This is a genomic window from Hyphomicrobium sp. DMF-1, from assembly GCF_027886585.1.
GTDB classification, from domain to species: Bacteria; Pseudomonadota; Alphaproteobacteria; order Rhizobiales; family Hyphomicrobiaceae; genus Hyphomicrobium_C; species Hyphomicrobium_C zavarzinii.
The window spans coordinates 2148720-2168514 of record NZ_CP115706.1 but is presented as its reverse complement, the minus strand read 5'-3'; the positions used below and the strand labels follow the sequence as shown (position 1 = coordinate 2168514).

Here is a 19795-nt window from a genome sequence, read left to right as displayed (position 1 = left end):
GATGCGATATTTCGCCATCAGTCGATCCTCTTGATTGACCAATCGCTACCGTTAGCAGGGAGATCTGTACCGCCATCGATATCGGCTTCAATATCCGCCAAACTGAAAGACGTGCTACCTCGATATCCCTTCATTGTTCCGTTGCGCTCGAAGTAGTCAGCTGCGGCGAGCTTGGCCTTTGCGGCACGATCCATCGAAACGATTAAGCGGCCGAGCCGTTTTGCGTTCTCTGCCTCTGACAGGCGCGGGTTATAAGCGCGCGCGATCAGTCGATCGCCTTCCTTCTGTGTGAATTGCGCGCCAAGAATGACGCGCAAATTGCGCTGCACAACCTCCTCGACCTGCTCTCGCGTGTTGACTGCTTGCGGATGTGTGATGGATGTCACAAAATCCGGCATCGAGCCGAGCAACGGCCCCGTCAGATTAGGACCGTCCTTGCTCGTAAGGTCTTTGTGAACCCCGCGAAGCTGGGAGAGGTTTTTGCTCACGTCCGCAGCGCCGCCGCTCAGGACAAAATCCTCGTAGGTCTTGGCAAACGTCTGATCGACGCGCTTCTCGCCGGGCGTGAGGTTGTCAGCCAGTTGCGGCGGCCCCTCGCCGATGATCTTGCGGAACTCCTCCATATCTCCGCTTGCGAGCGCCATCTGCGCCTGCGCCCTCTTGTTTGGCGGCAACGCGTTGAAAATATCCTGGGCTGTCTGCGGATTGGCAGACGGCGGAGCCGCCAAGCCAGGTGCAGAAAAGCGCGCGGCGCCTGATGTAGGCGGGTTGGAACTAGGCGGAACCGGTGCTGGCGCAGGACCGGAAGGGGGTGTCATAAAGGCATTGTAAAGAGCCTTCTGGCGGGCCGCCGCCTCGCTCGCGAGCGCATTGTCACGCTGCGCCTTCTGAGTGAGCGCCTTCTTGTAGGCGAGATCAGCATCCCGCGCTGGATCAAGGAACTTAGCGAGATGCTCGGCACCCGCGCTCGGGCCTGCCATCTCCGCAATCCGGAGCATCGGCGCCGGAATAGCGCTCGTGACGGACGGGTCCGCCAGCAAGCCAGCGAACTGCTGCTTCTTCTGCTCCTGCTCTGCGAGCTGGCGGCGCTGGTCCTGGAACGATCCACCCACCTGCATCCCGCGCAGCGCGCCTCCCATGCCCTCACCCGAAAGCAGGGCCAGGCCGCCTAGCGTCATCGGATTCATGAACGCATTCTGAAGCCCCTGCCCAAAGCTGGACCAATCACCCCCGAGAAGGCCCCCCTTAGGCTCAGAGAAATTTCCCAGCAGCCCCGCCATGACGCCTCCTTAGTTTCCCGAGTTTAGTGCGTTGATAAGGCTGTAGTTCTTTTGCCACGGGAGCGTGCCGGCGGGAGCGTTGTACCCCCAGTTCTGGCCGCCAATTCCCTGGCCGATCATGCCAAGCGGATTGCCAGACATCAGTCCGCCAATCCCCATCACGCCACCGAGGATCTGCTCTCCCAACGGCGTCTTGGCACTCGTCGTGCTCGACCCCGTCGAGGTCCCGCCCATGTTGCCGTAGGTGCCGAGCAGACCCTGCGTCTCCAGATACGGCCGCAGCCCCGCCGTGCGGTTCTCGTCCCACTGCGCCTTGTCGTAGCCCTCTTTCATCTGGCCCGCGGTGATGGCCTGCTGAGCGGCCTGCGCGTCCACCTGCGGGAGCAGGCCGGCCGCCGCCTGCTGGTTCGCGCGCTCGGCCTGGTAGTTCTGATACCGCGGCGCCGCGAGCGCCTGCGTCAGGCCCTTCATGAGCATCCCCTGATGCATGGTGCTGCCCGCCATGCCCGCATTCGAGAACGTGGCGTTGATGCTCGGCGCGACAGAAGCCCGGATGCCGGCGTCGAGATCGGACTGATAGGGATTCCCGGCATTGAGGTAGCTGCCGTTCAGCACGTTGGTCAGGTAGCCCGATGACGCGTTTGCGCCCGCCGCCGCCCCGAGCTTGCCAATCCCCTGCGTGGTCATGTCAGACGGTGTGTAGTCGTAGGCCGCCGAGCTTGCCGGATTGCTCAGCCAGTCCTGCGCGCCGGAGATCGATTGATCGATCATCCCCGTCGCCGGGGAATACGGACTGCGCGTCTGCGTCTGCGTCGATGTCTGCTTGCTCTTGCCCATGCTCAGATTTCCTTCTCGACCACGACGGACAACAGGCGCCATCCGCGCGATTTGAGCGCCCGCGGCCAACCCGGCCGGCCGCACCCTTCCAAACGCACGCACCCTTCTGCCCGCGCCCACGCCTCGATTTCCTCGAAGGCCGGGCCGATGTCATCGAGACTGACGGCCCCGACGACCGGCACCGCGCAGGTCAACCCCTTCGGGCTGTCGTAGACCTCGGTGATCGCCGCCCCGATCACGCAGTCGTCCCGGATGAGCCAGAGCTGGGCCGATCCCTCGAGACAGCGCGCCCGGTAGCTCTCGACGGTCTCGATCAGTGCCGCGCGCTCGACCGCGCTCCGCACCCACGGCTCCGCGAAATGCCAGTTGGCCGAGATGAGATCTCCCGGCACCGGGACGAGGTGCGTCATGCCGCAGCCCAGTGGCTGTTATCGGTATAGTCGGCAGGCGGATCGGCTTCGAGCTCGTTCGAGCGCGCACGGATCGACTTGATCCCGTCAGCAAGGGCCTGCAGAGACACCGCCTCGTTTTCCTCGTCGGTCGTGAGCGCAACGCCGAATGCCCGCTTGTTCACGAGTTCCGTTGCCCGCATCTGCGCATTGAGCTGCTTGATGAGGCAGGACTGGAGGTCAGAGGCGCCCGTGAGCGCGATGATGCGCCGTTGGGCTTCCGCGCGGATCATATCTCCGGTCACGAGACGGCGGGCCGTCGTTCCTCCGAGCAAGCCTGCGGCCACGAGGCCCCGGTACGCCTCCTCCGTGTAGATGTTGGTCGCGCCGCCTCCAAAATCGACTTCCCACATATCAGCCTCCCTACACCAGCCAGCGGTTGACACTCGGGACGACAAGAACGTTGCTATCGACCTCGACCAATCCACCCATCAGGGCCGGGCACGCGATCAGATAGCGATGACCAGAAGACGCGCAATAAATTGAGTAGGGAGTCGGGTTATAGTCGAACGAGGTTCTGGGCGTTTGCTCATCGAAGATCAGGACGTGCACCCATCCGTCCGCGACCTCGATGCGGAAATTTCCAGATTGGCGGACCCCGTTCTTGTAGGCCGTTTGCCCCGGCTGCACGATATACGCAATTGCGGCGTCCAACGCTCGGATGTGGGCGCGGAACGTCATTGCCGGCGGTCGTGGACCAAACGACAGCAGCGCGTTGTAATAAAAGGTAGTGCCTCCTATGACGACGGGAGCGTTCGCTGTCCCGCTGCCCGCCGTGATCTGGGCCACAAAAAACTCCACCCCGTATCTGCGGTAGCCGGAATCCTTCACTTTATCGATGAGGGTCTTGACCTCAGTGGCAAGAGACCCGGCGCTTCCGCCGTAATCATTGTTATTCGTGATGAACTTTCCGTAGTTCGATGCGGTCCCTCCGTTGACGAACTGAATGTAATTTGGAAACGTGAATGCGCTCACCTCAGTGGTTGACACATTGCCCGCGAACCGTCCGTTGTCCGCGAATAGACTGATGGCGAAGTCGGAAAGAAGGTTCCCGCGAGGCCTCTGACGTCTGCGCGTATAGCTGAGGCAGGTCCAGTTGCCGGATGCGTCGGAGGCAAAGACCGCAACGTCACCGGCCTCGGTTCTGATGAGGTCGTTGCCCGGCAGCTTGAGCGTCGTCGTATTGTGCGTCAGCGTGAGCGCGCCCGAGAACGTCAGCACGCGCCATTGGTTTGGCACAGTGCCGAACGACGTGATCGTGGTAGTTCCGGTGATGGTCAGATAGAGGTCGGACGATGCGCCGATATCGACCGTGGCCGCGCTCGCCATGGTGCCGTTCGGCGCCGAGCCGGGCGCGAAGACGTTTCCAAGCTCGGTGTCCACGGCGGCCAGATGGTCGGCGACCGAGCTGCCTGCTGGAGTGTAGTTCGTGGCTGTGTGATTAGCCTCGATGTCGGAGCCGTCGAGAACCACGACGCCGGATTGACCGTTTACGAGATCGACAGCGCCGGTTCCGTTGGACCCGGCCTGCGCCATGAGCTGCCAGTAGGAGTTCGATTCCGTAGGCAGCGTTGGCGGGGCATTGCCTGAACCGGGTGTGGCATTGATGTAAACCCATGTGGAACCAAGCACCCGCACCGCATCGTTCAGCGCGTAAGTCGTCGCGCCGTTGTAATCGCCGCGGTGGTTGATCGGAGTGCCGGGGTCGCCCTTCGGGATCTCGAAGTCGAAAACCGCTGCACCCGACGTCCCAGAGTTCGTGACGGTTGCTGGATCGTCAGGATCGACGGTATCGACCGTTCCGACCGTAATGGTGGCGGCGGCTCCGGTGGAGCCCTGAGGGCCCGTGTCTCCAGCAACGCCCGTGTTGCCACGCGGGATTACGAGGTTGAGCGTTTGGCTCGGCGCGGTCCCTGTAATCGTCGCGCTCGCGCTTGAGCCGGCTGCGCCAGTCGTTACAGACCCGATAGCCAGGCTGTTCGCTGGGCCAATATCTCCAGCAATATTGACGTTCCAGGACGTGAACGTTCCAGACCCAATCGCGCGGCCCGCCGGCACGTTGATGATCAGCGTCGTGCTGCTGTAGGAGGTGACCGTTCCTTCCATGTAGTTGCTGGAGCTGTTCGAAACCCGCAACCATTGCCCAGCGGAATAGCCGCGGCCGGACTGCACCGTGAACGTCTTCGCGCCCGTCCCGATCGCAACAGACGATGTGCTGGTCGCCTGATAGCTCGGGCCGGCCGGACCCTGAGGACCGATCAAAGCGGTTACGAGGGTCCACGTGCCGGAGCCCTTGGTGTAGTACTCGGCGACATCCTGCCGGAAGTAGACGTCTCCGTCCTGTCCGAGGGAATCAGAGGGCACGCCGTTGCCGGCCAGAATGTTCGTCTGCGCCGCAAGGATCTCCGCGAGCGAGACGCCGATATCAGAAACCGAGTTCCAGTTCGTCGAGAAGCGGGCGATGCCATACGCCTTCCCACTGCCCGTGGTCCCCGCGTAGGCGGGATAGATGGTGATCGACGTGTTCGAGCCGACTGCGGTGATCTCATAGCCGCGCCCATCCGCGTCGGGGCACCACACGTCCCCCGCCTTCGCGTTAGCGAGCCATGCTGTGAGCGCACCGGTCACCGTCGTCGAGCCGTTTGTGGCTGTGACGGTGCCCGCGCGATACCATGCGGTCATTCAGAGATTCCTAGGTAAAGCGACCCGCTTTGAGCTTGCATGTGATCGTGTGAGCCTTGATGGCAAGCCCCACTGACGGAGGATTGCTCGGAAGAACGAGCCTTCTCTCCATTACGACGCCACCGTTTCTTACGAAGAACCGATACCCACAAAAGGTGTGAACGTGCCCGTAGATATCACCTGACGTCTGCGACGTAAGACCGGGAGCCGTCATGGCCCAGATGATCGTTCCTCCGAGATAGGTCGTCCATCTGTCGAAGGCGACACCCCACGCTCCAGAGCCGGAAAATCTGACCGCACCGATCACATGCGTGCATGACGGATCGCACGCGCCAATACCGTATTCAGTCGTGAGGTTCGTGAAGGCTGTTGACGTGTTGACGATTGCGATATCGACTGACTTCTGCGGAAGCGTCGTGACTACGTGGAACAGATCCTCATCCGTGTCGAGCTTCACCTCTCCGTTCGCATCCGTCGCGATGATGCGCCCTGCCGATGCTGTAAACGTCACAGAGCAACCGGCGTCGGCGTGTTCGGAACGGAAGACGGTGGCTGGATGTTAAAGCCGAGAACCGATCCTGATCGGTACGCCGGCGCATTGATCACATATCCGGCACACTCAAATCGCCACGCAACGACATTGTATTTGGAGTCCGCGGTTATGCCGATGCTCGGACCTGCCAAGATCACGGTAACCGGGTTCGCATCCGTCGATCGCAAGTAGCGATGGTCGCTGTCGAACTGACCTCCATTAAAAACGCAACGCGTGGGCGTGATGATGATCGTATCGGTCATAGCAGCTCGTCCGTAACCCACACGGTGATCGGGATGGTAATTGCCGGCATCGAGGTGCTGTTTGTTTTCACGACGTACTCAAACGCTCTCACGTGCGTCGCGTCCGCACCGATAGTCACCCATCGAGCCCACTGCGTCTGCGTGCTCCCTGAGAACCCCATTTGCACCGGTAGGCTTCCGGTAAACGCGATCTTGTTTCCACCGATCGTGGCCGAAGCGAGAACCCATGGCTGTCCAGGCCTACCGTGCGCAAAGAGGTCATAGGTCTTTGTGAACGTCCCCATGAGAGAGGTCGCATAGGCATCGAAAACCTGATTTTTCGTCTCGGTTCGGATGACCTTGGGATACGCCAGGGAAGAGTGAAACTTGATACGGTCGAGGTGGCTAAGAGGGTCGCTGAAGGGCAGATCGTCGTCACCCGTGAATATTGATACGACACCGTTTGAGCCCTTTCCGAGGAGGGTCACCCTCATGCGGTCGTCAGCCTTATTTCTGGCGTGTTGAAGTTCAGCCTCAGCTCTCCATTGGAACCAGCGGCCGACTTGAGAACGCCCTGATAGGTACCTGACCCAAAGTTCGAGCTGATCGAGTCGATCGACGCGACGATGAGCTTCTGCGCCGTGATCGTCCCGTCTCCGAACATGTTCCCCGAGAACACGAGCGTCGGCACCCCGTTGACGTTCCCAATCGAATAAACAGTCTTCGGGGCGCCGCCTGTCTGGTCTGGCTGGGCGATCTGGAACTTGTTCGCAACCACGGTGAACGTGCTTCCCGCAGCTGTTCCGTCGAGCTGGACAAGGCCGGTCACCTGACCGTTCTGGTTGAGCGTCACCGCGAATTTCTGCTCGATACCGTCGACGGACTGGGCGAGGATCTGCACCTGCGCAATATTGCCGTTGAGGGCCGTCGTAATAGTCTGGTCTACCTGCGCCAGAGCATTGTCGGCGTTGGTGCGGGCCGTTGTCTCCTGCGTAATGGATGCCAAGGCGTTGAGGAGTTGCGCCTCGAAAGTCGTCAGCTGCGATACGAACGCTTCCTGCTCGGTGAGCCGTGCTTTTTGCTCGACGCGGATCGCAACCTTGTTCTTTTGCCCCTCGAGCAGCGCCCGGATTGTTGCGGCAGCCGCGTCCTGGCTGCGCTTGATCGTATCGAGCACCATGCTCGACACTGATCCTAGCATCGTGTCCACCGCCGTCACGAGCGACAGCTCGAACTCCTGTTGAGGCGTCAGCGCTCCGTTAAGATCGATCTCGTTCAGCGTGTTCTGCGCCGCCTCGATCGCCTCCTGGAGGGCGGTGAGATCGACCTCGTCGCTTTTCTGCTCTCGGTTCAGCGTATCGATCAGGACCCGAAGGGTCTGGTACAGGTGCTCGACCGTTTTTCCGGTTGGATAAAGGAACCGGGAGCCGCCGCCGTCAGCGCTCACCGCTCTCTCCTGCGTCGGTGTGGATGCCCGTCGCCTCCGTCCAAGACGCACCCTCGGCAATGTTCACGATGCCGCGCTGATAGCGCCCCTCGGCGTAAACTGGGCAGAACCCTTCGGAATTCATCGGGGACTCGGTTGAAACCGTTTCGACCTCATCCAGCCGTCGCAGTCTCGTCGCAACCTGGGCCGTGACATGCTCCGGGGCAGCGTCGACGATCGGCCAGACTTCCGAGACGAACGTTTTCCGTCCTGCCACGTCATAGGTTGCCGTCGAGAGCGATGCGGCGCGGTTCGCGCCCGTGAACTGGCACAGCCTCCGGTCGCCGTCGACGACCGCCCATTCCTTCCGGCTCTCTCGGAACTGTGGGCTATCCGCGCTCACGTTGGCAAACACGGGATCATCGGCATTGGCGGTGCCGAACATCTCGATCAGTCCGGCTTCGTCGTCGGCGTTGACGGGCTCCCGGTGGATCTCGAAACCGAACTGAGAGTCGAACTCGTCGAGGGTCCATTTGTCGTCGGCCCACGAGTAGATCAGCACCTCATTCGGCATGATGTAGCCATCCGTCGGATAGGCCACCATCCAGCATTTGCGCCGGGCGTCGACAGCCGCCCACACCCGGTGCCGATACCCATAGTTCAGGCGGTTGGCGAAGTACCGATCCACGCGACCTTCCCCGATCGGCGTGGCCGACAGTCCGTCGAACCGGTAAAACCCGTCCTCCGCCGCGCAGAATGCGATCTTTCCCCAAGGGCTCCACGCGTGCGGGCCACAGACGCCGCGGCCTCCCTCCACCTCGTCCAGAATGAAAGGCGCCTGGGCTCCGGTATAGGTGACGCGGACGATGCCGCGCTCCTGGAAGATGGCACCCTGCTCCCCGCCCCATCCAGCGACGATGAGGCCGTTGGCCTGGTTGACCTCGGCCTGGAACGCCTGCGTCTCGAAATCGGGCTCCCACAACGTGATGTTGTTGAAGGCCGACACGTTTACGGTCTTGCCATCGCAGATGAAGAGGTGCTGGCGAATGCGGAACACGGTGTCGCCGAGCGGCGCGTTCGCGAGATCGGCAAACTGTGACGACGATCCCATGACGTAGCGTTGAGGCGTGACGCCGCGGCCGACTGCAACGACGTTGTTGCCGAACTGCTCGAAGGTCACCCCCCAATCGTAGGAAAACGAATAGCCGCCTAACTTCGACACATCCGCCGGCACTTTGCCGACGACACGATAGAGGCGGCCCTGGTCCGCCAGAAACGCGACGGGAAATCCGTCCCCGTCGTAGAAGCAGCGCCCGCCGAGACACGGATCGTTGATCATGGACCCAGCCCGCACCTGAGCGAGATCCGGCAGAGGAGCATAGCGGCCAGACAGTGGAAGAACCCCTTTGATCAAGGGGCTCTGTCCGCTGATCTTCGACTGATCCGGGGCGAACTGCCCGAAGGGGATGGGCTTCTTTTGGCGCATCAGACGCCGAACCCTACCCGCTTCTTGAGCGTTCCTCCGAACGTGCGCGCGACGAGAGCCTGTCTGTTTGCTGCTGCGACCGCGTCAGCATAGAACTGGCGCACCTTGGTGAGCTCATCGTCGTTTCGCAGCAACCGATAAAGGTCTATCTGGCACGAGAACAGGTAGACGCCCGGCCATTTGGCAAGGATCACGTTGGTGTCTGTATCGCCAGACATGGCCGCTGGGCGTTGGTAGTAGAGGAGCCTGGCTGTGCCGGTCAGCGCAGGTGAAATCTTGGCCGTGTTGCCTTCTACTGTGTACGCCATCGGGAACGATCCCCCGCGTCGATTGTAGCTCTCCTGGTAGAACACGGCCGGGGGTTCGTATGAGAGAGATACGATCTGCCCGGCAGCTCCTTCCCAATAGAGCGCACGCTTGTCGAGGAAGTCTGTTGGTAGCGTTGCCGACCCCGACGTGAAGCTCAGGTTCTGGCTCGTCTCCATCGGGAGCACGCGCAAGGGCTGAAGCGGCCCGTCTCCATAGAAGATGCGCTGTTCCGCGAGCGGCAGGATTTCACTCGAGAACTTGGACGCCATGTCGGTGCGAAGGCCGAGCGCCGCTGTCCTGAGTTCGGCGAGGTTACCAAGCGCCATTAGTCGACCTCTTTAGCCCAACCGCGCTCGACGAAGATGTCGGCATACGTGGTCTCGATGATCACGCCAGCGGTTTCATGCATCCCATGCTCGCTCCAGCACTGCGCGTCGGCCCCGGCGGGCGTAATCTCGACGTGGCGGCGTGCCGGTCTAGCCTTCCTTTCAGGTTTTGGCGGCACGAATGCCGGCTCATCTGTCTCGATCGGCGTCTGGTCGATGGGATCTTTCACGACCCTGTTCTTCCTGGTCAAATGATCACCTCTTGCGTCTTGAGGTAGCGCCATTCGTTGGAGTTGAGCAGCCGGGTCAGCAAGTCCTGATGCTCTGGCGCGAGTGGGTCCACCCCATAGTCCTTGATCCACTGATATTGGACCGTGACCGGCACCGAGGCGTAGTGTCGGAACTCGCTCTTTCGGTTGAGGCTCTCACCCTGGCACGCCTTGTTGTGATCGAGCAGGGGCTCGACGTCCTGGGAATAATGAAGGGCGAACTTGCCGCCCTCCAAAGGCTCGAAATCGATACGAAGACCGCGATGCGGGTCGTATTCGAAAAGACGACGGCCGCTCACGTTAGGTGGCGTCCACGTTGTCGGTGTCGATGTCGGCGAGCACGCCGTTCTTCTTCTCGTCATCGCATTCGAGCGTCCACTCGGCGTAGAGCATCTTGCGGTCCGAGTGGCCGGTCTTGGCGAGCGGCGTCGTCTTCATCGGCTGCAGGAACTTCGCCTTCCACGAGCTCATGTCGAGAACCAGGGCCGTGCGGTTGGCGTCTTCCGCGTCCGTTCTGGCCTGGTTCGTCCACGTTGAGTCTCGCGGCGAGGCGCCATGGCACATGAACCGGTTCGGAACGATTGAATGCAGCCCGAAATCGGACTTGTAGACGTCAGCCGCAGCGATGATCACGGCGGCCTTGGTACCGGGATTGTCGCGATACTGCGTGGCGATGCCCTGGAAGCCCGAGAACTTCTGCTTCATGGCGCCGTTGACCATGATGGTCGACGGGTTGCCGCCACGTGTCCACGCCTGCTGGATCACGCTTTTGAGGAGGGCTTCCGTGGCTTCGCGCAAGGCACCGTCGGTCGCGGCCACTATGAGGCCGGTACCAGAATTGTAGCCGCCAGAAGCGCCGCCACCGCCGCGCGATACGTTCGTCTTGATATACGCTTCCGCGCCGCCCATCTGGCCAGCCGTCGAAGCGTTGCCGACCACAGAGGCGTAGTTGCCGGTGCAGCGGGCCTCGAAATCGCGCTTCAGCTCCTTGCCGCGCTTGAGAACCTGATAGGCAAGCTCGTTGTCGCGGCCAGCCGTTTCCACGGCCTGTGCCGTGCTCGACACCTCTACGACCTTGTCGAAGAGCTGCACGACATTCTTGAGCCGAACGGGCTGGGTGCCGGCATCGTTCGTAGCCTCGTCACCTTCCACCGTCATGTTGGCGGGGTTAGGAGCTGCGAGGGCATCGCTCTGCCATTCGGGGGTGCGGTTCTTGGCGCTCCCCTTGGAGATGCCGGAATAGAACGGAACCTCAGTGGGGTCGATCATGGTGATCGTGTCGGAGATGTCTTCACGGATGCCGACCATGGCGAAGGTCTGCACCGTCTGAGAGGGGACGGTCATGGTAATATTCCTTGTCTGAGGGTGCTAGATGAGGCCTTTGATGGCCGCTACGGCATCGTGGATGCTCCCAGTCTGGCTTAGCTTAGCCATGGCCTGGGAGCGCCCTGCCGCCTTCGAGTCGGTCGTTGAACGCGCTGCACCCTTCACAAGCTTTGGCAGTTTGCGGACGACCTTGACCGCCTCTGCCTCTTTCGCCTTCGACGCGCGAAATTCCATTGCATCACGGATCACCAGGAACATCCTGTGATCCGTCGTGTTTTCGATTTCCTGGGCGGTAAAGCCGTAGGCGGATTTGAGCGCCTCGCTCACCTTCTTGGCCGTATCCTGGTTCTTGACCTCCGGCCATGCCTTGAAGAGCGCTTCACGCTCGCGGGCGAGATGCGCATTGAGGAGCAGCTTCTGCTGCTCGGTCTGCTTTGCGGCCTCGGCCTCGTATTCCTTGCGGATCGCTTCAATCGCCATCTTGCTGCGGTCAAACGCTTCCTTCGCCGCCCAATAGGCGTTTGGATCGTAGTTCGGATGGTTGGGGTTCGCGAGGTTCGGGTCCGGCTCAACCGGCTTGAAAAGCTTGGCCGTATACTCCAGCGCCTGCATGTAGCGGCCACGATCTTCCACGATCTGTTGCAGTCCCGTGGCGTATTCGGCAGGAACTTGCGTCGCCTTACTGCGAAGCGTCTCTACTTCCTTCTCGAGCGTCGCCGCCTTCTCGAACCCGGCGACCAGATCGGACAGCTTCCGGCGCGTCGGCTCCTTGCCGTCGGCTTCGGGCTCGAACTCGAACTCCGGGTCTTCGTCATCCACATCAGGCTTGGCCTGCTCTTCGGCCTTCTCCGGCGGCTTGCCGGTCTTGAGGTCTATGACCTTGTCGGCCTCGGCCCCAGTCTTATCTGGGCCCTTGAAGCGCCCATTCGACTCCCGCTCGCGGCTCTCGTTCTTCAGGCTATCGCCGATGATCTGCGCGCCGCGGTCGAGAGAGAGCGCTTCTGTGGGTGCTGCGAAGTCGAATGCGGGCTCCTCGTTCGTCTGGGTCTCGTTATCCATGTGCCTTAGCCTTCTCTTGCTGCTTGCGGCCGAGCGCGGCCTCTGAGGTCAGATGTGATTTCAGGTCGTTCAGCGCCTGCAACTTCAGGGCGGCGGCGCGGCGCTTGTCGTCTTCGAGGACGCCAGCGGAAATCATCGCGTCTACATGACGATCGCGTTCAGCGGCAAAGAACGCGATCACCACGGGGTCTTCAATCAATCGGGCAGCGGCGAGCCCGCGGTCGATCTGGTCTGCCGCGCGCTCCTCTTTCGGCCTAGATGGCTTCATGCTATTGGTGGTCCACCATCAACGGACGAGGCGAGAGCCGTGGAAAACAAGCCCAAGCGTTTCTTAGTCAACGACGTCGAGATTTCTGCCGAGGAGGCAGAGCGGCGCTTCGGCAAGCTGAAGTTCATTGACCCCGCAGAGTTCTTGCGCGGCATGAAGGACGAGACCCTCATTTCGACAGATCGCCCCCCGGACGAGCCTTCCTCATCTGAGACTTAGACCCGTTCGCCTTGGCCTTCGCCTTGGCCGCGATCACACCAACCCCAGCCTGGCGCTGGCTATCGCGTTCGGCCTGGGCGGATTCCAAGTCGAGCCGACGCTCTTCAAGCCGCATTTCCATGTCCATCCGCAGCATGGCGATGCGCTCTTCCATGGCGATGCGGATCTGAGCGATTTGCTGTTCAGATTGGGCCTTGAACGCTGCGAGCTCACGCTCCGAGGCGAGCTTCTGCGCCTGGGCGTGCTGGTCGAACTGCATCCTCTGCTGAGCCAGTTGGGCGTCGTTCTGCGCCTTGGCCGTCTCCAACTGGTTCTTCATCTGCGCTTCAACGACCTTCGGGTCCGGCTGCGGCTCGGGTTTGAAGTCCTCCGGCACCTCACCGAAGAACAGCGAGGCGTCGCGCTCGCCCATGCATTCCGCAATAGCTGCAAGCGTGTTGCGGTAGTGCTGGAGCGTGACAAGCGGGTTGCCGGGACCAGCCTGCATCAGGATCTGTTCCTGCTTGGCTGCGATCACCATCAGGTTGTTCAAGCGTTGATGGCGAGAGACGCCAGCCTTGCCGACACTGACCGTGATGGCCGCTTCGTCCGACCAGCGGCGCGGATCGATGTCGACCCATTCCCCGAACAGCTTGACCTGACGGGGCTTGTCCTGGTGCGCGCACAGAAGCTGCAGGACGCGTTTTAGGATTTCTTCAAGAGCGAGGCCGAGCCAGCCAGCCACCATCTCGACACGGGTCTTGCCGGCAGCCTGCAACAGGTCAATACCCGTTGCGGTCTTATTGAGCGCGGTCGGATCCATGCCCTGGCTGTGCTGTGTGACGCCAGATGCTTCCTGGCCGCGTTGGTCGAAGTATTCGAGAGCTTGGAGAGCCGGGCCGGAGATATCCGGGGTGACGGATTCCTTCATCGCGGCGTTCACGTCGCCGCGGGCTGGGATGATCGCGCCCTCTTCGTTGTCAACCAGAGCGTCGATGCCGTCTTGATCGACAATCACCGTGTTGACGACTGTCCGAGGGTTGAGGGTCTGGGAGAGACCGTCGAGCATGCTCCGGGTCAACTCGGTACGGATGCGCTGCGTCGAATCCATCAGATCCGGCACAGACCGGCCAATCGCCCGGTGCGACACGCGGTACGGCGACCAGATCACATAATCCGACGCATCAACCTCGATGTTCTCCAAGATCACGTTGCCGACACGCTTAACCTGGCGGAGCTCGACAATCCCATCCCCGTCGAAGTCGATGCGGATGAACTCGTGATGCAGGATAACCTCGCGCCGGCCCTCGTTTGCGTACTTCGGCTCCGGGTCAACGTCGTCGTCTGGGAACCGCGCTGCCTTGCGTCCGTCGTCCCACAACGAGCTATCGCCACTCACCGAGTTCTTGAGTTCATCAAGCTCGTCTGCCGAGTCTGGGAACTCCCGCATCAGTTCCGCGAGATACCGCGTGCATTTCCTGCGGTGGTACTTTGCCTCGCGGATGTTGCGCGCCAGCTTATCGATAGCGAACTCTTCAGGCGGAACCGGGGAGATGTAGACACGGCCCGTTGCTGGCGTCTGGCGAACGCGCAAATTGAAAACGGGGCCCTGTGGCCCCTCTTCTTCGCTCTGCTCGAGGACTTCGTATTCCGGGTCGTTCAGGTATTCCGCCAGGATCTGGGGTGTCACACCAGCAAGTTCCTTAGGCGGCTTTGGCTGGGCCGGCTCCCACGACACCTGCATGATGCCGGTGCGCTGCACCAAGCCGTCGAAGCCAATGTCGTAGATGTTCTCCCGGCCGTTGTTGTCCTTGAAGAAGATGTGGGCGAGATAGGCGGCAATGATATCGACCTTGCTCTTCTTCGACAGGATCGGCTGCCCGCTCTGAGGATCGACACCGAGCTGATAAGGCTGGTCGTCCTTGGCTGACAGCGCCTCGATGCTGATCAGATCGTTCGCGCTCGTAAAGCAGCGCATGAGATCCGGCATGATGGCGTGCACGTCGTCGGCAATGTCCTGCGTGACGACCTTCGAGCGGCCTTCCTTCTCCGTACCATACGGCTCACCGAAGTACCGCTTGATGCCGTCTTCCTGGGCCTTGGCCAGCTCCGAGTCGTGATACGCCGCTGCGTCCGATTCCTCTTGGCGAAGAATGCGGCGCAGGTCGTCCTCGGTCATCTTTTCAGGCTTGGCCAATTAGGCGACCCTCGAAATCTTGCGCTTAAGGTTCGTGGCCTGAATCTCGACCACGGGTTCAGCGAACGTCAATACAACGGCGTCCCACTCGTCCGGGGAGCGCAGCCCGCGCTTGCGGATGTCTTCTTTGCTTTCGAGCAGGATGCGCGTGAGGCTGTCGTACTTGTAGCCAGGCACAACCGCGTCAGCGTGGATTGCGTCGTCGTCCGGGATGTCCGCGCCGCCCGGATCAGAGAGCCAGTCACGGGACTTGCCCCACATCTCGGCCCGACGGTTCACATAACCGCCCTTGGGCCTGCCGTTCTCGTCTAGGGGCTGCGGCTCAAGCGGCGCGGAACCGAAGTTGATCGCGCGCACGATCTTTCCGTAACCCATCTCCACGAGACGGTCGTAGACACCCGCACCGACACCGCCGACGTCGACAAAGAACCGCGCGGGCTTCTCGGTATCGATGACCTGCTTGCACCAGCCCACCTGGGCCATCGTGTCGAGGCCTTGACGGCTTTCGACCCTCAACACCTTGCGGCCGCGTCGGCGGGCCATAGCCGCCCTGTCTTTGCCCTTCCAGTTCGGGTCGTAGCCGATGACGAGGGGGCCAGACGGCTCGCAGGTCGCTTTCCGGGCCTTCAGCACCAGCTCGGTCGGGATGAACGAGTCGTGCCCCGACATCTGGAAGGCTTCGGCCGCGGTGGCCGGGTATTCCTGCTTGAACAGCAGCGGGTCTTTCAGTTCCGCGATCTTGTTCCGGCGCCAGGCCATCTGCTCCATGTCGAGGCTGTGCGCGAGCATGTACTCGCGTTCCTCGTCGTCGAGCTCGAAGCCTTCCGGAACAGCGCGGCGGTATTCCTCCTGCCAGAACCAGGGCACGAAGATCGCGATATAGTCGCCAATCCCTGCCTCTGCGTTCTGCCAGCGCTCGTGAAACTCGCCGCCGACGCCGTTCGCCGTGCTTTCCAGAATGATCTCCGTTCCTGGCAGATCCGGTACGGCCTGAACGACACCGGCAAAGTGGGTTGGTGCATTCGGCCAGAACGCGACCTCAGAGCCGTGGAAGAGCTGGATGGTCTGAGAGCGCCCTACTGCTTTGGTGCCGGCCGTGCCGACGGCGTAACCGCTCTCAAGCTTATCGAAGTACAGTTCCTTAGCGTTCGAGGCTCCTGTCTGAGGCTTCATCAGCGCCGGGCAGTGCTCATGGTAGCGCTCGACCATGGCGAACAGGTTGTTTGTCGCTTCCTGCTCATGGGTGAGGATGAAGCAACGGATGCCGCGGCCGTGAGTGACGCGCCAGTAGAAGCGGCCGCCGATGTACGTCGACATGCCCTGCTGCCGACCCTTGAGGACGAGCGCCCGGACCTTCCCAGTATTTGCCTTCTGTTCTTCGAGCTTCGAGTGGACGTAACGCTGCGACGTGTTCAGAACCAACGGCTGATTGCCGGCGCGCGGGTCCTTAGGCCTGATCTTGAGGCAGACCCCCGCGTAAGGGACGAAGTCGCTGCGATAGCGAGCCCTGAGCTCTGCTTCGCGCTCAGTGAGCCGGCTCATGCCCGTTCATTGATGCTTCGGCCTCTTCGAGTTCAGCAAGTGCCTGCTCGTGGGTCAGCGTCATCTCACCCGAGTGTTCGATCGCAGCGAGCTTGGGCTTCTCATATCCGATGGCGGCAGTCGCAGCGGCGAGGCGGTCCTTGATCGGGTTAGCCGTGTCCTTGTAGACGGCCATGAGGAACGCGTGCGCATCACCTTTGAAGGCTGCCGGCAACACGTCCTCAAGCGCCCTTGCGGTCTCTTCGACCTTGCGCTCACGCTCGACGGTGTACTGGCTCTTGGCGCCTTTCGGCCTGCCGCGAGGGTTGCCCGTTTTCTTTCCCATTTTCCCAATTTCGCCCAATTAAAAAATGGGCACTCCGTGTTGCACGTGAAACGTCACGCTTCGGCCATCTCTCTGGCTTCCAGCGCCTTCCACATCTCTACGAGTTTTCGAACACCCGGACGTTCTAGGTCTTCCCTTCTGCCGCCGAAGCTGATGCGGACACCTCCGAACTTGAGGGCGGCCACAACGACAAGGGCTAGGCCGACAAGGTGGAGGATCGGGACGATCTGAGACTTGAGCTGCGAGGTGTTCATTGTCAGTTGCCCTGGTAGCCGAGACGGCGGGCTTCTGTTTCGCCGCGCGTCTTCATGGCCGAGCCGAGCGTTCCCAGGCCAATACCGCCTAGTCCGAGCGCAAGCGTGAGCGGGTTGGGCGGGGCAAAGGCTAGCGTTCCGAGCGCCGTGCCATATCCGAGCATCGAACTGGCGAAGCCGTTGTCAGCCATGTCACCGTAGTATCGGCGGTCCTCGACCATCGGGTTTGCCGGCGGAAGCGCGTTAGCCGTGGACCCGCCGCCAGCGACCTCATCCCACGGACTGGAAGCGCCGCTTTGTGCGCCCATGCCGCCTCGGACATTTCCGGTGTGATTTGCAGCGCTCCCCATGCCGGGGACCGTGTTCCGCCGCAACGACGGATCTCGCATATGCGCTGCCTGTCTTGCTGCAAGCACCTGCTGCAGAATATTCCACTGCTCGGGATCCATGATGTTCATCTCCGATTCAGGAGGAGTGCCGTAGATTGCTCTCACCGTTGGACGCGTAGCGTATGCCCCTCAACGGAAATCGCCCCAGCTTGTGCAGCGTTTCGGGGGCGTCATTGTATCTGGAATGTCGCGGTGCTTTGGGCGCAGTGCACCCGGTCAGGGTCTCAGCGTTTTCGATCCGCCTTGCCCGATGGTGGGTATCGTCTGGCTCATACTCGAGGCCCACTAGGGTCCACCCAGATTCAGCCCTATGCGTGTTCGGGGGGCGCAGTCAAGAGGGCTTTCCCTTCAAGACCCATAAAATCACTGTCGTCATTTCCGCCTCACCTTCACACCTGTGTGCTTCTCGATGCTACGCGGACTTGGACGGCCAAACGCGCTTGGGCTTGAATAGAGCGTCCTCGACCGACCACCCTAGTCTCAAGCGGCTGCGAATAATGGTGTGGTGAAGGCCCGTGATCTCACACCACTCCGCCAAGCATTTCCTCTCGCCTCTGTATTCTATGATGCGGTTTGTGCGCTGATTTCTTGCCTGTTCTTTCAGTGTCGCCCACCGGCAATTGGCCGGGCCGTACCCCTTGGAGTTGTCTATCCGCTCCAAGCTCATTCCCTCCGGGCACTCGCCCATGTCTTCTAGAAATGCCTCGTAGGAATCCCAGCGAGGATCGACGGTAATCCCGCGTCCGCCATAGTATTCCCACCTAGTGTTGGTCGGCGTTAAGCAGCGGCCGCGCATTCCTTTCCAAATTTTGTGGGTTCGCGTTTTGCTACCACCGTGCGTGCGGTTCATCCCTCCTGCGATCTCGCGCATGAAGCAGCCGCACGACGTTGTCAGCCCCTTGCGAAGCAAGATGGCACGCACCGGCCTAGTGGTTCCGCAGTCGCATCTACACATCCATTGAGTCTGCGCGCCTTTGTTTTCGGCCCTCTTCAATACTAGCAGCCGGCCGAACCGCTGCCCGGTCATGTCAATGAAGCTACCCATCAGGTTTTCCACCTCTCTGGCCAATCCTTGGGAGGGAGCGCCTCAAGCAATTCCGCTATCGCTTCCATGTACGGAGGGACCGGGCTTTTTCCCGTCGAGATGCGAGAGACCTGCTTTTCAGTGAGGGAAAGCGCTCGAGCAAGCCGCGCTTGCGAACCAACTAGGCGGCGAAGACGGGTCAAAGCGTTGCTCATGGGCAACGTTCTACCTGCAATATGCACTAATTGTCAAGCTCGTCCCAGATTAACATGGACATTATGTCTATTCTCACGTACTTTATGATCAGAGCCGGTCAACACCCCGGCCCTAAACGAAAAAGGCCCGAAGCTGCGCGAACAGCCCGGGCCCGATGTCTCCAAAACCAACTTGGCAGAAGGATTTATCGACATGAAATACGTAGCACCATTCACCGCTCTTGTCTGCGCTCTCGGTCTCCTGGGTCTCCAGGTTGTCGGGGGCCTTGAATACACCGCTGGCGGCACGCTCTACACACAAGCCTCCATGATCGCCGCAATGGTCGCAGTCGCTGTTATGCCCCTCATGATCGAGTGGGCGTGGCATCACAAAGCTAAGGGAGCTGCTGCCGCTATGTCCGTCGCTCTCGTTGCCTTCCTCGCCTACTCGCTCCCAGCAACCACCGGGCGCACGGGTGAAGCAAAGGAAGCCAAGGCCAACACTGCCGGCAAGGCGCTCGAGGATAAAGCTCGTGTCCAGGCCGACTACGACGCCACCAAGAAGCTCGTTGACGAGTCGAACAAGTGGCAGCCCAAAGCCTGCGCCGGTGGCGTTGGCAAAGACTGCAAGTCCGCGACGTTCATTCTGAACCAGCGGCAGGCGTCTCTCGAGAAGCTCGCGAAGCAGCTCGAGGGGTTTCAGGCCGCACCGCCCGGTGATCTTGGCTCCAGCCTTTGGGCTAGTGTCCTGCGCACCGACGAGGAAACGGTTCGGAATGGCAGCATTCTCGCCTACGCACTCGGACTTGAGGCTGGGATCTTCGGCCTGATGTGGTTCTTCGGACGTCGCCTGCGTGCGATCACTGAAACGGCCCCGGGCAAGATCACCGACGAGGAGATCAAGGAGCTCAAGAAGGTGATCTCGAACGATACCGATCCGCTGCCCCCGACCAAAGCCATCGTGCCGGACGTCACCGGATCGAATATCGTGCCCTGGGCTCAGGCGTTTCGGTCGGAGCACGGCCGGGCGCCGAGGCTGGATGAAGTCCAAGCTGCGTTCCCGGAAGTGGCACGGACCACCGCCTATCGCCGGTTGAAGGCGGCGTAACCTAGGACCCCGGGGCTTCGCCGCTCCGGGGCTTTTCTTTTCCACAGCCCGAATATTCTTGTGTATGGCGCTT

The 19795-nt window shown here is 61.1% G+C and carries 22 protein-coding genes; 1 reads left to right on the top strand and 21 read right to left on the bottom strand.

From position 1 onward, the window contains the following. Window positions 1-17: 17 nt before the first annotated feature. The 21 genes from PE058_RS09910 to PE058_RS09810 all read right to left on the bottom strand — a co-directional run bounded on the left by PE058_RS09910 (window position 18) and on the right by PE058_RS09810 (window position 17315). Window positions 18-1187, bottom strand: a complete 1170-nt coding sequence (locus PE058_RS09910; protein WP_271030494.1) for a hypothetical protein — start codon at window positions 1185-1187, stop codon at window positions 18-20. Window positions 1188-1289: 102 nt separating this feature from the next. Continuing rightward, the gene (locus tag PE058_RS09905) at window positions 1290-2117 is read right to left on the bottom strand and encodes a hypothetical protein (protein WP_271030493.1); all 828 of its coding nucleotides are present in this window, start codon (window positions 2115-2117) and stop codon (window positions 1290-1292) included. 2 nt (window positions 2118-2119) lie between these two features. After that, window positions 2120-2527, bottom strand: a complete 408-nt coding sequence (locus PE058_RS09900) for a hypothetical protein (RefSeq protein ID WP_271030492.1) — start codon at window positions 2525-2527, stop codon at window positions 2120-2122. Next, window positions 2524-2919 carry a hypothetical protein gene (locus tag PE058_RS09895; RefSeq protein WP_271030491.1) on the bottom strand — a complete coding sequence of 132 codons (396 nt, stop codon included), beginning with the start codon at window positions 2917-2919 and terminating at the stop codon, window positions 2524-2526. The genes PE058_RS09900 and PE058_RS09895 overlap by 4 nt, the downstream gene beginning before the upstream one ends. A gap of 10 nt (window positions 2920-2929) precedes the next feature. After that, window positions 2930-5248 carry a hypothetical protein gene (locus PE058_RS09890; protein ID WP_271030490.1) on the bottom strand — a complete coding sequence of 773 codons (2319 nt, stop codon included), beginning with the start codon at window positions 5246-5248 and terminating at the stop codon, window positions 2930-2932. Between the two features lie 10 nt (window positions 5249-5258). Continuing rightward, entirely contained in the window at window positions 5259-5759 is a 501-nt protein-coding gene (locus tag PE058_RS09885; protein WP_271030489.1) for a hypothetical protein, read from the bottom strand. Next, entirely contained in the window at window positions 5756-6043 is a 288-nt protein-coding gene (locus tag PE058_RS09880; RefSeq protein ID WP_271030488.1) for a hypothetical protein, read from the bottom strand. Before PE058_RS09880 ends, PE058_RS09885 begins: the two co-directional genes overlap by 4 nt. Beyond that, on the bottom strand, window positions 6040-6516 hold the full coding sequence (locus PE058_RS09875; protein WP_271030487.1) for a hypothetical protein: 477 nt from the start codon (window positions 6514-6516) through the stop codon (window positions 6040-6042). Before PE058_RS09875 ends, PE058_RS09880 begins: the two co-directional genes overlap by 4 nt. Further along, a complete protein-coding gene (locus tag PE058_RS09870) occupies window positions 6513-7469 on the bottom strand; it encodes a hypothetical protein (protein WP_271030486.1) in 957 nt (318 codons plus the stop codon). Before PE058_RS09870 ends, PE058_RS09875 begins: the two co-directional genes overlap by 4 nt. Beyond that, window positions 7459-8934 carry a hypothetical protein gene (locus tag PE058_RS09865; protein ID WP_271030485.1) on the bottom strand — a complete coding sequence of 492 codons (1476 nt, stop codon included), beginning with the start codon at window positions 8932-8934 and terminating at the stop codon, window positions 7459-7461. Before PE058_RS09865 ends, PE058_RS09870 begins: the two co-directional genes overlap by 11 nt. Next, on the bottom strand, window positions 8934-9569 hold the full coding sequence (locus PE058_RS09860; RefSeq protein ID WP_271030484.1) for a phage adaptor protein: 636 nt from the start codon (window positions 9567-9569) through the stop codon (window positions 8934-8936). Before PE058_RS09860 ends, PE058_RS09865 begins: the two co-directional genes overlap by 1 nt. Next, window positions 9569-9799 (bottom strand): hypothetical protein, encoded by a 231-nt coding sequence (locus PE058_RS09855; protein ID WP_271030483.1) that lies wholly within the window; start codon window positions 9797-9799, stop codon window positions 9569-9571. The genes PE058_RS09860 and PE058_RS09855 overlap by 1 nt, the downstream gene beginning before the upstream one ends. Before the next feature lie 17 nt (window positions 9800-9816). Next, complete coding sequence (locus tag PE058_RS09850; RefSeq protein ID WP_271030482.1) at window positions 9817-10137, bottom strand: hypothetical protein; 321 nt, start codon at window positions 10135-10137, stop codon at window positions 9817-9819. 1 nt (window position 10138) lies between these two features. Beyond that, window positions 10139-11182, bottom strand: a complete 1044-nt coding sequence (locus PE058_RS09845) for an SU10 major capsid protein (protein ID WP_271030481.1) — start codon at window positions 11180-11182, stop codon at window positions 10139-10141. 24 nt (window positions 11183-11206) lie between these two features. After that, complete coding sequence (locus tag PE058_RS09840; protein ID WP_271030480.1) at window positions 11207-12223, bottom strand: hypothetical protein; 1017 nt, start codon at window positions 12221-12223, stop codon at window positions 11207-11209. Then, a complete protein-coding gene (locus PE058_RS09835) occupies window positions 12216-12407 on the bottom strand; it encodes a hypothetical protein (RefSeq protein ID WP_271030479.1) in 192 nt (63 codons plus the stop codon). The genes PE058_RS09840 and PE058_RS09835 overlap by 8 nt, the downstream gene beginning before the upstream one ends. Window positions 12408-12660: 253 nt before the next feature. After that, on the bottom strand, window positions 12661-14886 hold the full coding sequence (locus PE058_RS09830; protein ID WP_271030478.1) for a portal protein: 2226 nt from the start codon (window positions 14884-14886) through the stop codon (window positions 12661-12663). Continuing rightward, window positions 14887-16428, bottom strand: coding sequence for a hypothetical protein (locus PE058_RS09825; protein WP_271030477.1), 1542 nt, complete (start codon window positions 16426-16428; stop codon window positions 14887-14889). Beyond that, on the bottom strand, window positions 16412-16753 hold the full coding sequence (locus tag PE058_RS09820) for a hypothetical protein (protein WP_271030476.1): 342 nt from the start codon (window positions 16751-16753) through the stop codon (window positions 16412-16414). The genes PE058_RS09825 and PE058_RS09820 overlap by 17 nt, the downstream gene beginning before the upstream one ends. A gap of 53 nt (window positions 16754-16806) precedes the next feature. Next, window positions 16807-17007: a hypothetical protein gene (locus PE058_RS09815; RefSeq protein ID WP_271030475.1), complete on the bottom strand. Its 201-nt coding sequence runs from the start codon at window positions 17005-17007 to the stop codon at window positions 16807-16809. A 2-nt stretch (window positions 17008-17009) separates the two neighbouring features. Next, window positions 17010-17315, bottom strand: a complete 306-nt coding sequence (locus PE058_RS09810; protein WP_271030474.1) for a hypothetical protein — start codon at window positions 17313-17315, stop codon at window positions 17010-17012. 1513 nt (window positions 17316-18828) lie between these two features. On the opposite strand from PE058_RS09810, the gene PE058_RS09805 reads away from it, so the two are divergent. Then, on the top strand, window positions 18829-19722 hold the full coding sequence (locus tag PE058_RS09805; protein ID WP_271030473.1) for a hypothetical protein: 894 nt from the start codon (window positions 18829-18831) through the stop codon (window positions 19720-19722). The last annotated feature ends 73 nt before the right edge of the window (window positions 19723-19795 follow it).

What these genes read in the sequence shown, in the direction of transcription:
- PE058_RS09805 (WP_271030473.1), top strand. Translation starts at nt 18,829, where the DNA reads ATGAAATACGTAGCACCATTCACCGCTCTTGTCTGCGCTCTCGGTCTC.
- PE058_RS09880 (WP_271030488.1), bottom strand. Translation starts at nt 6,043, where the DNA reads ATGACCGATACGATCATCATCACGCCCACGCGTTGCGTTTTTAATGGA.
- PE058_RS09840 (WP_271030480.1), bottom strand. Translation starts at nt 12,223, where the DNA reads ATGGATAACGAGACCCAGACGAACGAGGAGCCCGCATTCGACTTCGCA.
- PE058_RS09910 (WP_271030494.1), bottom strand. Translation starts at nt 1,187, where the DNA reads ATGAATCCGATGACGCTAGGCGGCCTGGCCCTGCTTTCGGGTGAGGGC.
- PE058_RS09820 (WP_271030476.1), bottom strand. Translation starts at nt 16,753, where the DNA reads ATGGGAAAGAAAACGGGCAACCCTCGCGGCAGGCCGAAAGGCGCCAAG.
- PE058_RS09865 (WP_271030485.1), bottom strand. Translation starts at nt 8,934, where the DNA reads ATGCGCCAAAAGAAGCCCATCCCCTTCGGGCAGTTCGCCCCGGATCAG.
- PE058_RS09900 (WP_271030492.1), bottom strand. Translation starts at nt 2,527, where the DNA reads ATGACGCACCTCGTCCCGGTGCCGGGAGATCTCATCTCGGCCAACTGG.
- PE058_RS09825 (WP_271030477.1), bottom strand. Translation starts at nt 16,428, where the DNA reads ATGAGCCGGCTCACTGAGCGCGAAGCAGAGCTCAGGGCTCGCTATCGC.
- PE058_RS09860 (WP_271030484.1), bottom strand. Translation starts at nt 9,569, where the DNA reads ATGGCGCTTGGTAACCTCGCCGAACTCAGGACAGCGGCGCTCGGCCTT.
- PE058_RS09815 (WP_271030475.1), bottom strand. Translation starts at nt 17,007, where the DNA reads ATGAACACCTCGCAGCTCAAGTCTCAGATCGTCCCGATCCTCCACCTT.
- PE058_RS09905 (WP_271030493.1), bottom strand. Translation starts at nt 2,117, where the DNA reads ATGGGCAAGAGCAAGCAGACATCGACGCAGACGCAGACGCGCAGTCCG.
- PE058_RS09845 (WP_271030481.1), bottom strand. Translation starts at nt 11,182, where the DNA reads ATGACCGTCCCCTCTCAGACGGTGCAGACCTTCGCCATGGTCGGCATC.
- PE058_RS09890 (WP_271030490.1), bottom strand. Translation starts at nt 5,248, where the DNA reads ATGACCGCATGGTATCGCGCGGGCACCGTCACAGCCACAAACGGCTCG.
- PE058_RS09895 (WP_271030491.1), bottom strand. Translation starts at nt 2,919, where the DNA reads ATGTGGGAAGTCGATTTTGGAGGCGGCGCGACCAACATCTACACGGAG.
- PE058_RS09810 (WP_271030474.1), bottom strand. Translation starts at nt 17,315, where the DNA reads ATGGGCGCACAAAGCGGCGCTTCCAGTCCGTGGGATGAGGTCGCTGGC.
- PE058_RS09875 (WP_271030487.1), bottom strand. Translation starts at nt 6,516, where the DNA reads ATGAGGGTGACCCTCCTCGGAAAGGGCTCAAACGGTGTCGTATCAATA.